11 protein-coding genes and 1 pseudogene are annotated in these 12,834 nt (G+C 36.3%); all 12 read right to left on the bottom strand.

The genetic code is table 11. The features are described 5' to 3' along the window. The 12 genes and pseudogenes from ACWPVF_RS07325 to ACWPVF_RS07380 all read right to left on the bottom strand — a co-directional run bounded on the left by ACWPVF_RS07325 (position 1) and on the right by ACWPVF_RS07380 (position 12,832). Positions 1-201, bottom strand: coding sequence for a cell division protein FtsA C-terminal domain-containing protein (locus ACWPVF_RS07325; RefSeq protein ID WP_414308116.1), 201 nt, complete (start codon positions 199-201; stop codon positions 1-3). Further along, positions 177-1,368: pseudogene (ftsA, locus tag ACWPVF_RS07330) on the bottom strand (cell division protein FtsA); the annotation flags it as partial. The gene ACWPVF_RS07325 and the pseudogene ftsA, both read right to left, overlap by 25 nt. A 375-nt stretch (positions 1,369-1,743) precedes the next feature. After that, a complete protein-coding gene (locus ACWPVF_RS07335) occupies positions 1,744-2,799 on the bottom strand; it encodes a sugar transferase (protein WP_045613609.1) in 1,056 nt (351 codons plus the stop codon). Positions 2,800-2,814: 15 nt separating this feature from the next. Then, a complete protein-coding gene (gene glf, locus ACWPVF_RS07340) occupies positions 2,815-3,912 on the bottom strand; it encodes a UDP-galactopyranose mutase (protein ID WP_414307938.1) in 1,098 nt (365 codons plus the stop codon). 114 nt (positions 3,913-4,026) lie between these two features. Next, complete coding sequence (locus ACWPVF_RS07345) at positions 4,027-5,175, bottom strand: polysaccharide polymerase (RefSeq protein WP_454385443.1); 1,149 nt, start codon at positions 5,173-5,175, stop codon at positions 4,027-4,029. A gap of 216 nt (positions 5,176-5,391) precedes the next feature. Further along, entirely contained in the window at positions 5,392-6,807 is a 1,416-nt protein-coding gene (locus ACWPVF_RS07350) for a flippase (protein ID WP_454385445.1), read from the bottom strand. 6 nt (positions 6,808-6,813) lie between these two features. Then, positions 6,814-7,779: a glycosyltransferase family 2 protein gene (locus ACWPVF_RS07355; protein WP_269798261.1), complete on the bottom strand. Its 966-nt coding sequence runs from the start codon at positions 7,777-7,779 to the stop codon at positions 6,814-6,816. Beyond that, a complete protein-coding gene (gene wecB, locus ACWPVF_RS07360; RefSeq protein ID WP_269798262.1) occupies positions 7,779-8,873 on the bottom strand; it encodes a non-hydrolyzing UDP-N-acetylglucosamine 2-epimerase in 1,095 nt (364 codons plus the stop codon). Before wecB ends, ACWPVF_RS07355 begins: the two co-directional genes overlap by 1 nt. Beyond that, positions 8,870-9,955, bottom strand: a complete 1,086-nt coding sequence (locus ACWPVF_RS07365) for a glycosyltransferase family 4 protein (protein WP_269798263.1) — start codon at positions 9,953-9,955, stop codon at positions 8,870-8,872. Before ACWPVF_RS07365 ends, wecB begins: the two co-directional genes overlap by 4 nt. Beyond that, a complete protein-coding gene (locus ACWPVF_RS07370) occupies positions 9,930-10,652 on the bottom strand; it encodes a WecB/TagA/CpsF family glycosyltransferase (protein ID WP_045613593.1) in 723 nt (240 codons plus the stop codon). The genes ACWPVF_RS07365 and ACWPVF_RS07370 overlap by 26 nt, the downstream gene beginning before the upstream one ends. Positions 10,653-10,671: 19 nt before the next feature. Beyond that, positions 10,672-11,457 (bottom strand): LicD family protein, encoded by a 786-nt coding sequence (locus ACWPVF_RS07375; protein WP_045613591.1) that lies wholly within the window; start codon positions 11,455-11,457, stop codon positions 10,672-10,674. 4 nt (positions 11,458-11,461) lie between these two features. After that, positions 11,462-12,832, bottom strand: a complete 1,371-nt coding sequence (locus ACWPVF_RS07380; protein ID WP_045613589.1) for a sugar transferase — start codon at positions 12,830-12,832, stop codon at positions 11,462-11,464. Positions 12,833-12,834: the final 2 nt, after the last annotated feature.

Consider the following 12,834-nt stretch of genomic DNA (forward strand, 5'->3'; position numbering starts at 1 on the left):
CTATTCATCAAACATGCTTCCGATTAAACTACGGAATCGTTCAGTCAATTTCGGCTTTTCTTCTGATTGATTTGGAGTTGTTGATTCAGTCGAATAAGTTGATTCAGCTGATTCAGTTGAAGTTGTTCCAAATACTGAACGTTGAGAAGTTGCAGGTTTTTCCTGACTTGGAGTTCTGAAGTCAATTGGTTGTTGACGCAAGACTTGATCTCCTCTGATAGCTCGTTGAGCCAAAACATTAACTTCTGTAAGACTTCCAGCGTATTCAGACAGACTAATCACATGGGCAAATGCTGGATTGCGGATACCTACTTGGTTTGGTACGTAAAGTTTCACACGCACTCCAAGCACTTCTTGGGCAAGCTCAACAACACCTGGTAGAATAGCATTTCCACCAATCAGAGCAATACCGCCTGGCAAGTCTAGCAAATGTCTTCTTTCCAAATCTTGTTTGATTTGTTCGAAGATGTGTTTCAATCTAGCTGAAATGATTTGAGACAAGTACTCTTCAGTAACCTCAACAGGTTCTACTTCCCCAATAACTTCAACTTGGAAAGTCTCTTTGCTTGCAAGTTGCGGGTAAGCTTCACCGTAGTTAAGTTTCAAGCCTTCTGCGATCTTCTTAGAAGTTTTAAGAACTTTTGAAATGTCTTTTGTAACGTAATCGCCACCTTCTTGGTAAACATTTGTGTATTGAAGTTCTTGGTTACGGATAGTTGCAACACTTGTTTGACCACCACCCATATCGATAACAGTCGCTCCAAATTCACGTTCACCTTCATTCAGAACAGATTGAACAATAGCAAGTGGTGAAATAATCACGTTATCAACTTGAACTCCAACACGTTCTACTGTCTTACGAAGGTTGTGAAGAATAGTTCTTGGACCAGTGTAGAGTAGCCCACGCATCTCCAAACGAACACCCATCATACCACGAGGATCACGAATACCTTGGAAACCGTCAACCACAAATTCTTCCGGCACAAAAGTGATTACTTCGCGATCTGGCGTCATGCTCTTTGTCAAAGCTGATTTAACAACATTTTCAACATCTTGATCTGTAATTTCTTTTGTGTCTGACGTTACAGGAATCATTCCTTGAGTTGGTTCAACCTGCAACAAGTTCGCTGGAAGTCCAACGTTTACAGACTTGATTGAAATCCCTGCTTTTTCTTCTGCTTGAGAAATAGCAGATTTGATAGCCGTCGCAGCGGCTTCGATGTCAACGATAATTCCATCCTTGACACCTTTACTTTTGGCGTTACTAACACCGATTACATTTACTTCACCATCTACAAGCTCAGCAACTAATACTTTAATTGAGCTCGTTCCAATATCTAAGCCTGTAAAGAAACCATTTCTAGTCATTACATTGCGTCCTCTCTATCTTCCAAGTTTCACACTTTGATTTTTTAACAGCTACAAGAAGGCATAGCTATTCACTGAATATTATATCATAAAAATTAGTTTGGTGCTTAATTTTTTATGATTTTATCGAAGGTTTTTCATTAAATTTAGTTTAATATTATTTTACAAATTGTTATTTTTAATTTTCTATATAATTTTTATTGAATTAACCTGAAAATTTAGTAAAAATATTTGAAAACAGAATGGTTTTCAAAGTTTTCTATATTTTTTTATATAAAAAATGCCATAAACTATTTATTCAATCAGTTCGGAATCCTAGTCCACCAGTCAAAATTTCTATACTTTAAAAAAAGAAGCCAGGAGACCTAACTTCTTTTACATTTTCAACTGTTTTAATGCAGTACGTAAATAATATCCTTCTCGAATCTCTTTTCCTACACGCTTGGTGTTTTCTAATAGAGTCTGGTAGTCATCTAAAGTTAACTCCTCTATTACTTGCGGCAAGTCATGTAGTGACTCGACTGCGATACCACACTCTTTCACTAGAACAAAATGAGAGAGAGCTGACTGCTTCCACACTACAAGCGGGAATCCAGATGCCAAGTAAAGGGATGCCTTGTGAGAGTTGTTGTAGCGAAGGTACTCGCCAAAGACACCACTACAGGTTTCAGCACTATCCCCATCCCATACGAGTCCAAATCCACCCTCAAGGGCTACAGGAAGCTCGTCAGGCAGAAAAGAACCAAAGTAAGTTTCATTCTCTAAAGCTCTACTTTCATCAAAACCAACACCATAGAGGTTATAGGCAGGATTTGCCGGCAATTTATACAAGTAACCAGCTTTTTCTTGTGCTAGATTACCTGCCACAATCATCGGCTGGTCTTTTGTTTGAACGATCTTCTCTTGGAAATTAGGAATCAAATAGTCAAAAATGCCAAGACTAACAATCTTATCTTCCGCAATTCCTTTATCCACCAAAACAGATTTCATAACCGGGTTGTGGGCGATGATTCCATCAGCTGCTTTGAGAAAACTTGCTTCTTGGAGGTACATCCGAATTCTGTGTTTTAAAGGCAGTGAAGTCATGTTGGCATGGCGGAGCACTTCTAGGTCATGAATCAAAAGATAGACTTTAATCCCTCTTTTTTGCGCTTTTTTAACCAAATGGGTGGAGAAAAAGCTATGGTGGAGCATGGGAAACTGGATCAACAACTCATCTCCTTGCTTTAGTTGATCCAAGGCTTGTCCAAAAGCCTTTGCCTTATGGCGTTGAGCCGCAAGGGTACTCATTTGATACCAATTGTCGACGGACAAGACCAAGGGGTGATAGCCTTCTTCTTTCACAATACTTTCTACGTCATTGCGCGCTTTATTTCCCGCGTTCTTTGCGTTGACATCATGCAGGAATTCTTCTTTTAAGTAGTATTTCATAGATTATTGTTTCTTTCAATCAAACTCATTTGCTACAACTTCCAAAGCACGCTCAATGATCACGTGCATGTCGTAGTATTTATAGTCTGCCAAACGTCCACAGAAGATAACCTTGTCATTTTTGGCGGCTTCTTCCTGGTACTTGGCAAACATGGCATTGTTCTTTTCATCGTTGATTGGGTAGTATGGTTCATCTCCACGTTTCCAATCAGCCGGGTATTCACGGGTGATAACTGTCTTAGGTTGTGTACCATACTCAAAGTGCTTGTGCTCAATGATCCGAGTATAAGGAATCTCACGCTCTGTATAGTTGACAACCGCATTCCCTTGATGGTTTTCCTCATCCAAGACCTCGTGTTCAAAACGAAGACTGCGATACTCCAACTCCCCATGCTTGTAATCAAAGTACTGATCAATCATCCCTGTAAAGACAATCTTATCAGCTGAAGTTTCCAGCTCTTCACGATTGGCAAAAAAGTCAACTCCAAGTTCCACTTCTACATCGCCCAACATATTTTCAATGATGACGTTGTAACCACCGATCGGAATCCCTTGGTAACGATCATTAAAGTAGTTGTTATCAAAGGTCAAACGAACTGGTAGACGTTTGATGATAAATGGTGGAAGATCTGTAGCAGAACGGCCCCATTGTTTTTCAGTATAGCCCTTAATCAACTTTTCGTAGATATCTGGGCCGATCAACTTGATGGCTTGTTCTTCCAAGTTCTTAGGCTCAGCGTCTTTCATATCAGCTGTTTGCTCAGCAATCTTATCCTTAACTTCTTGAGGAGTCTTGGTTCCCCACATAGCATAAAATGTATTCATGTTAAAAGGAAGGTTGTAAAGACTGCCCTTGTAGTTGGCTATTGGTGAGTTGATATAGTTGTTAAACTCAGCAAACTGGTTGACATAGTCCCAAACTTTTTTGTTGGACGTATGGAAAATGTGGGCACCGTACTTGTGAACGTTGATCCCTTCAATATTTTCACAGTAGATATTACCACCGATGTGATCACGCTTGTCAATCACTTTTACTTTTTTACCGCGTTTCGTTGCTTCGTGTGCGAAGATTGCCCCAGACAAACCTGCACCAACAATTAAATAGTCATACATTTTAAAACTCCGTTAATGAATTCTACAATTTCTTATCAATGCCGACTCGGAGTCAACATTACCCTAAAAGGCTACATATCGTCTATCAAACCCACCTAAAAATTAATGCTGAAGCTAGGTTATATTTAATGTAACACTATCATTTGATTCTTTTTCGCTAAAGGTATTTGTTGTAAATAGTAAAAACATGAATATATTATATGTAGGAACAAACCAAAAGGCTTCAATCATACAGTTAAAAGCAATCAATGATAGAATTGCAACTAATAAATATTGCCCCTCCTTATACTGTTTCCTTGAGGCGACAACATAAATTATTAGTAATAGTACCACAGGTACTATTCCATATGTAAACAACATCTGTACATAGGAGGAATCTACATAGTTATAACCTATTACAGATTCTGTCTTTCCACCCGACCCGATAAATTGAACATTTCTTGTTCCAAATAAATGAACCCCAAACGTATCAAATGCATTTCTACCTAGAGCCAGCCTCCCAGTAATCAATTTATTAATCGATACTAAAAATGGATTAGACCATGAAAACTTATAGGATAAATAGGTAACAACTGATGCAAATACAACAGCCGAATATGGAAGTAAGGCAAATATCTTTAGTTTTTTCCCATTACTATAATAAAAATAAATGAAAATAACTGTCGCTAACAAGATTGACAAAGCATTTAAACGTGCATCACAGTATTTTATAATGAAAGCTGATAGCAAGACACCAAACAGCGATCTAGTCCATATAAATTTATCTTTTAGAAGATAGGAAATTGCTAAAAATAGATAAAAGCAATGTGATGCAAAGTCCGTAGGATAAATAAACCCAAACGAATTTCGAATAACACCCGCACGATTATATTGTAGATTAGGAACCATGCCAACAAGTGATAAAAGAAAAACCCCAACGACTAGGATGCCCGCTACAATTACATAGTTCCTCAAAACTACTTTCATATCTACATTAACCAAGAGGACTAGCAGCATCGAATAGACTAGAAAACTAAGCCTATTCGTTTGAACATACACTAAAACCCCCGAAAGCAACAATAGAATAGAAAGTATTAGATATTTGTATGAGACACGCATTTTATACAAAAAACGAAGCCCTAAAAGCAATACAACTAAAAATAGGAAATTTACTTTAACTTGAAAAAAAGTCCTATCCAGCATCGTAGTTGATATGGTATTAAAAAATACCACTACAGATACAACAATGCTGACTAGTAGGTTTTCAAATTTAATTTTTATCATATTTTTTGAAAAAGAATCATACAGGGTGAATTCTAAGAAAAAGAAATATTGAATCGTATGAGAAAAAATATTATATCTTTAATCTTCTAGTTCACTTATACTCTTCTATCCTCCCTTTCCTAACTATTTAATCAACCAAAGCGAATTTAATCTAAACAAGAGTTTTTTACAACAAGACTATAAGCTACTGAAATTTCTTATTTATTCCATATAATTTCACTTATTCGATAACTGCTGTTTTAACTCTCTTGGATTAATTACTTTTAAGAATAGTATTTGAGAAATGTAAAGTATCGCTCCTATTGCAGCAAATACCATAACATTTATAACAGGTGTAAAATTCACTGTAGTTTTCACTACGAATAGTCCACCGTACATGAGAGCTGATGCTCCTATAATTTTAAAAGTCGAAGCAAGAATAGGCACTTCTTTTAAATAATTTCTTGTAAAATACAGTTGAATTGCCCATACCAAGGCTTCTGTTAATACAGAAACAATCGCTGCTCCGATATAACCTAATTTAGGTAGTAATATTAAATTTAATCCGACACTCACAATAGCTGGAATAGTTGTCGAAATCATAAATTCTTTATTTTTATTATGTGGAATCAAGATTTGAATACCCATAATATTTGTCCAGCCAATAAAGAACATTCTAAAAATCATAATTGCTATCGCATATTTAGCATCTTGGAAATCCTGTCCTAAGAAAAATTGCACGAAATCATCATTAACAATTAACATTCCTGCTATTATAGGAAAAATGACTAAATTGTATATTAAGAAAGACATCTGATGCATTTTATTTACAGCCTTGTGATCTCCAGTTGATAGGAGATTGGCAACACGAGGAAGCATTACGCTTCCTAACGAAGTCACTAGTGTAAGCAAAATATTGACCAATTTTAAGGCTTGGTCATAAATTCCGACGTCTTTAGTTGAGGCTAATGCCCCTAGCATAGTACGATCCAAAGTAACATATAGCGAAATAGCTATTTGCGGCAAAAACAAGAGAACAACTGGTTTCAAGTGTTGTTTAGCATAGGACCAATCAAAATGTGGTTTCCCGATAAATTCTCTAGCTGGCAACCACATACTAAACTGCCCCAATAATTCAAATATTGTTAGCAAAAACACATAAAGATATAAATCATTTGCTGATTTTACAAATAAGAAGATTGAAATGACACCGACCAGTTTAACAGTAATATTTCTAACTGTTATCTTGCGAAAATCCTCTAACCCTTGAAATAACCAGGAGATATCCATCCCTTTAGATACCAGACTCAAGCCCAAAATATATGCAACGGGATTTTGCATAAATGACAAGGACAGACATAAGAGAATGTATAAGCATATCGACAGAATGGTCGCACCAAACTGCAAGGTGTATATGCCCCAAAAGTTTTTTCGGATATCTTTACGATGGCCTGAAATTTCTTTTGTACCATAATTGGCCACTCCCAATGTCGCCAATAAAATAAAGTAGGTAACAATTGAATTGAAATAACCATAAGTACCTAAATCAGTTGAACTAAATACCCTAGTTACATAAGGTGTTGTTATAATAGGAAGAATTATGACTAAAAGCTGGTAAGAAAGATTATATGCATAATTTTTTAAAACCTTCATTCTTACCTAACCCATCTTCTCTCTAATTTTTTCATACAGTTTTGGAGAAACCAAAAGCATCAGGTATTTCACTTTATTTTTTCCTGTTATATTTGGATTAGGAATAATATCGTTGAAGTAACTAGTGTATTCTTTTCTGATTTTATTGACATCCGAATACATCTTTGAACTAAGCATAGCATGTACTACATGTAACCCCTTAAAGACATAACGTACAGTAAGTGCTTTCTTCATTTCCTTATCATTAGGATAATCTCTCTGAACAAATTCTCTATTCATCTCTATAGCCTTATAGAAGTCTAAAAATTTATCACTATAAGAAGAATTGACAATACTTCCAGGTCTTCTATAATATTTGTATAAATTGATGCATCCTACGGCAATTTCATTGCATGCTCCGATATGCTCAAAAGAGACAGCCAAATCTTCATAGATCATACCCTCTGGAAAAGGAAACTTCATCAATATTTCTTTTTTGTATAGTTTTCCCCCTGGATGAGTTCCAACTATATTTCCATAAAACATCTCTTTCAAAGCTGTATAGCGATCTAATTTCAAAGAATCTATGTTAGTTAATGAACCTAAAAAATCCTCACTTTGGAAGTCCCTAACTTCGATGACGGAAGTTGCAACAAGATCAACATCATACTTCTTTTGAAGTTGCACTAAATACTCAACAGTTCTACGATCATAGTAATCATCAGAATCAATGAAAATTATCCACTCAGCAGAAGCAAACTTTACACCCGTATTTCGAGCATTAGAAAGGCCTCCATTCTCAATATGCAAGACTCTAATACGGTCATCTTCTTGGGCATACTTATCACATATTTTTCCAGAATCATCAGTAGAGCCATCATCTACCAAAATAATCTCAATATCCTTGTACGATTGATTAATTAAGCTATCAACACAATATTTCAAATAATCTTCAACGTTGTATACTGGAACAACAATCGAAACTTTCCCCATTATACTAATCCCTTCATGATAACTTCTACAATCTGTTGACAAGCTGTTCCATTCCCATAAGGATTGCTTGCCTTACTCATCTTGTTGTATTCCTCTTCATTTTCCAAAAGAAGCTTAAAATTCCTATAAATATTTTCTTCTTCTATTCCTACCAATTTCAAAGTTCCTGCCGCAATCCCTTCAGGACGTTCTGTGGTATCACGCATGACTAAAACTGGTTTCCCTAATGATGGAGCTTCTTCTTGAACTCCACCAGAATCTGTCAAAATCATGTAGCTTTGGTTCATGAAATTATGGAAATCAATAACTTCTAAAGGTTCAATGATTTTCATGCGTTCATTATCCCCAAAGACTTTACTTGCCAATTCACGAACTTTAGGATTTTTATGAATTGGGTAAACAACTTTTACATCTTCAAATTCATTTAAAATACGATTAACAGCATTAAACATATTTTTCATTGGTTGCCCAAGATTTTCACGTCTGTGAGCTGTCAACATAATCAACTTACTATCCTTAGCCCACTCTAAAATTGGGTGATTATAATCATCCTGAACAGTTGTCTTTAAGGCATCAATAACGGTATTCCCTGTTACAAAAATATTCCCTCTTCCCTCTTTTAGAAGATTTTCCTTTGCAACTTCTGTCGGAGCAAAATGATAATCTGCAATAATAGAAGTAGTCTGACGGTTGAACTCCTCAGGGAATGGACTTTGAAGATTGTAGGTTCTTAAACCTGCTTCCACGTGTCCAACTTTTATTCCCATGTAAAAGGCTGCCAAGGCCGTTGCGAAAGTTGTCGTCGTATCTCCGTGAACAAGTACAATATCTGGTTTTTCTTGTTCAAGCACCGCTTGAATTTTGTCTAGAATACTGGTCGTAATTGAAAATAGGGTTTGATTCGCCTTCATAATCCCCAAATCATAATCAGGAACGACTTTAAAGACATCCAAAACTTGCTCAAGCATCTCCTTATGTTGTCCAGTCACGCAGACAAGTGTCTTAATCGAGTCATTTTTTTTCAACTCATTTACTAAAGGACACATTTTGATTGCCTCTGGGCGCGTCCCAAAAACCAACATGACTTTTTTCATTTTGATTCTCCCTTTAGTTCTCTATACAGTTCCCTATAGTTCTCCAAGAATAAAGGATAACTAAATTTATTTTCATAGTCTTTCTTTGCTTGGCTAGCAAGCTCCTGTCTTAATGTTGCATCCATAGCTAATTTATCAATAGCAGATGCCAGAGCAGCAGGGTCTTTTGCCGGAACTAGAATCCCATTTTTATTTGTTACAACTTCGTTTAATCCCGGTATATCCGTCGCAACTAAGGTTTTACTATTCATAAATGCCTCAATGGCAACTAAGCCAAATCCTTCAAATACTGAAGGTAAAACACAAAAATCAAAACTATTGATACATTCCACAATATCCTTACGATATCCTAAAAAAGTTACCGAATCTTGAAGATGTAGCTCTTTAACCTTATTCTCAAGTTCATTTCTAAGCTCACCATCACCAACGATAAATAATCGAATATCCTTAATAGTCAGTAAGGAAATAGCATCAAGAAGATAAGTCAAGCCTTTTTGTTCAGATAACCTGGCAACACAACCAAGTTTAATCCCACCATAACTGATAATCTCATCGACTTGGTCATCCGTTTCCTTTAAAACAACTCCATTATAAATAACCCTGCTATCAGTAATACCTACATCTTCTTTTAGGTTTTTATTTACTGCTTCTCCCACTGCCACACTTTTAGCATTTTTTAAAGCAAATCCATATAGAGGCAGTTTATCTTTAAAGACATTATGGGCTGTGTAGACATGGATCAATTTTGGATGGCGCATCTGCAACAAACGAATATAGAAAGCAGCCATCCGGTGATGGGTGTGGACAAGAATGATCTCGTTTTCTTTGATGATTTTGGAGAGACTAGCAAGAATCTTGAGCACAGTAGCTGGCTGTTTGCTATCGACGTCTAGAATCCGATGGTGTTGAATCCCATTCTCTGCTAGTTTATCTTCCCATAGTCCACCAGTAGACGCGACATGTACCTGATCAAATTCATCCTTGAGGTCTGTCGCCAACTGATAGACAATGCGTTCTGCCCCACCGATATCCATAGTCCGCGAAATGTGCAGAATATTATTTTTTTGCTTTCCGTTTTTCATGTACTACTCTCTTAATAAAAGTGGCATTTCCTACAAAATAGCGCTTAAATAGGCGTTTTGGTTCATTGGCCACACGGAACAACCATTCCAGATTGGCCTTTTGCATCCATATAGGTGCCCGCTTGATATGTCCTGAAAGGACATCAAAGCTTCCTCCCACTCCCATAAAGACAGAATTAACACCTTGATCCATAAATTTTTGAATGATGTATTCTTTCTTGGGAGAGGTAATCCCAACAAAAACAAAATCAGGATTTTTCTCTCGGATATCTTCTTGAATACCGTACTCATCTTCTTCAGAAAAATAACCATTACGATATCCAAGGACTCGTAAATTTGGATAGTCTTTCTTAAAGATTTCTAGCATGTCTATTAAAACTTCTTCCTTGGCACCAAAAAAATAAACCGAATAAGACTTTTCATTGGCCAACAAGAGCAATCTTTGCATCAAATCAATCCCAGCAACTCTCTCAGGAACTTGATAACCCAAAAAGCGGGAAGCAAGAACAACTGAAGCTCCATCTGCATTAATAATCTCAGAAGCGTTCACTATCTTTTTAATAGATTCATCTGTTTGACATTGATTAATTTTGTCTGCGTTCACCCCCATTAGATGGAGTGGCCGTTGCTCAAGAACAAATTTTTCAACAGCTTGGACAGTTTCGTCCATTGTTAAGGGGTCAATTCTGACCCCCATTAAATTAAAACTATTCAATTTAATCTCCCCACGTAGACTCAAAATGACCCTTACGCTCAGCTTCTTTTGGCAGTTGCATGTAATCACCGTATATTTTTGTCAAATATTCATCGGGATTTGCATGACAACTTATTTGTAAATTTTCAAATTCTAGTAATTGCGGTTCCCCGAACACTTCTTTTCTTGCGAGTTCACGTTCTCGGTAGGAACCCAAGACATTTCCGACCATAGTACTAGTCTCGTAATCATATTGTTTGATGATACTTTGCAATTTTTTATTAATTTTTGAAGTGTTTAAAAGTTTATTTAATTTCAAAGTTTTTGAAACTTTTACAATCGCATTTTCGAATGAACCTCTATCTCTCTCATGTATGCGATCGATGACAGAAATTTTAGACAAGGCACGATAGAACTTTATTTTATTTGTATGCACCCAGTAATGAATTCCGTCTTCTGGGTAACCATCTAAGGGAAAGATATCAATAAAGGGACTACACCATTCATTGCCAAATTGAATTTGGATTGAAGTATCCATAATAGAAGTATTACCTAGATTATCGTCGTGAAGTCTTAAAATAACACTTTCAGGAAGCTCTTTCTCACAGATTGACAAGAATTTTTCATAATCTTTTCTAGGCATTCCTAAATCCATATCGTCATCCCATGGGATAAATCCTTTATGACGAATGGCACCGAGTAATGTCCCACCCAAGGCGTAATAACGCAAATCATGTCTTTTACAAAGATCGATATAACTTTCTAAAAGAGTTAACTCTCCTAATTGAATTTCTCTCACTTTATTCATAGAATCATTTTGCTCCATCTCTCATCAGCACTACTTTTATTGTTTTTAATAAAATTTCGAAATCTTTCCAAATTGTCCAATCATCGATATAAGCTACATCTAGTTTGACAACATCGTCAAAATTGGTAATTCCACTTCGACCACTAATTTGCCATAGCCCAGTAATGCCTGGTTTAAAACTCAATCGACGTTTCTGCTCAGGAGTATACTTTTCATACTCATCCACTGTTGGAGGACGAGTTCCAACTAGGCTCATGTCCCCAATCAGTACATTCCAAAACTGGGGTAACTCGTCAATACTAGTTTTACGTATAAAACGACCAATTTCTGTAACTCGAGGATCATTATCCATTTTAAACATACCACCTTGCATGGTATTCTGATCCATCAATTGCTGCTTGATTTCTTCTGCATCTACCCTCATGGAACGGAATTTATAAAATGTGAAATAGCGACCATTTTTACCGACTCGGGTTTGAGAGAAGATTGCTGGTCCACCATCTTTTCGAATCATTGGAACAAGGACTATACTTACCAATCCACAGATGATCAGTCCAACAATTGCTCCTAAAATATCAATCATTCGTTTGGCAACTATGTGGCTTGGTTTGTAGAGATTTGTAGAAAAAGTTACTACATTTAATCCAGCCATCTCATGGATTTGTTTGTTTCTACCTAAATTCTTATCAAAGGCATTTAGATTAACAGTTACATCAATCCCCATCGTTTCAAATTGAGAAATAATGCTACCAATATCATAATCCTCACTTGGTAAATTTACGAAAACCTCATCCACTACTTCGTGAGTTGCATAATGAATGAGATGTTCACGCGGAACAATCGTAACTTTATCGTGTTTAAAACTTGGATCATCCAAAACACTCACTGCTACAAGCTTTCCAGAAACATCATTAGCAGTCAAGAGGCGGTCAATTACTTTCTCAGTACGTGTTGTTGCAGTTATTAAAAGAATTTTACGACTCCCTTTTAAATTATGGTTAAATTGTACCCAATATTTTTTTATAACAAAGCTGAGAATGTAGTTGAAAATTCCATATAATGAAAGGAAGTAAACCATTCCTCTTCTAGAGATTACAAATTGATCTTTCAAGAAGAAACTAGAGAAACTAATTAACAAGGCAAAAAAGATAATGTATTTTACTATCTCTAACAATTCGACCGATTGACTTCGCTTGAAGAAATCCTTTCCATATCCACTGATGTAGAAGGCAGCAAAGTGAAGAAAATAAAGGACAAAAACAGTTTTTGCAACAATTTCTGTTTCTGTTACAGAAATAAGTATATAAGCTAATACACTAACAAGTATACTCTGCAAAAACGCTAGAGTTACGTTATAGAAACCCCTTCCTTCCATAT

It is taken from the genome of Streptococcus sp. Marseille-Q7087 (assembly GCF_965111935.1).

Coding starts and splice junctions, on each gene's coding strand:
- ACWPVF_RS07335 (WP_045613609.1), bottom strand. CDS start 2,799: ATGAAATACTACTTAAAAGAAGAATTCCTGCATGATGTCAACGCAAAG.
- glf (WP_414307938.1), bottom strand. CDS start 3,912: ATGTATGACTATTTAATTGTTGGTGCAGGTTTGTCTGGGGCAATCTTC.
- ACWPVF_RS07350 (WP_454385445.1), bottom strand. CDS start 6,807: ATGAAGGTTTTAAAAAATTATGCATATAATCTTTCTTACCAGCTTTTA.
- ACWPVF_RS07355 (WP_269798261.1), bottom strand. CDS start 7,779: ATGGGGAAAGTTTCGATTGTTGTTCCAGTATACAACGTTGAAGATTAT.
- ACWPVF_RS07370 (WP_045613593.1), bottom strand. CDS start 10,652: ATGGGGGTCAGAATTGACCCCTTAACAATGGACGAAACTGTCCAAGCT.
- ACWPVF_RS07365 (WP_269798263.1), bottom strand. CDS start 9,955: ATGAAAAACGGAAAGCAAAAAAATAATATTCTGCACATTTCGCGGACT.
- ACWPVF_RS07375 (WP_045613591.1), bottom strand. CDS start 11,457: ATGAATAAAGTGAGAGAAATTCAATTAGGAGAGTTAACTCTTTTAGAA.
- ACWPVF_RS07345 (WP_454385443.1), bottom strand. CDS start 5,175: ATGATAAAAATTAAATTTGAAAACCTACTAGTCAGCATTGTTGTATCT.
- ACWPVF_RS07380 (WP_045613589.1), bottom strand. CDS start 12,832: ATGGAAGGAAGGGGTTTCTATAACGTAACTCTAGCGTTTTTGCAGAGT.
- wecB (WP_269798262.1), bottom strand. CDS start 8,873: ATGAAAAAAGTCATGTTGGTTTTTGGGACGCGCCCAGAGGCAATCAAA.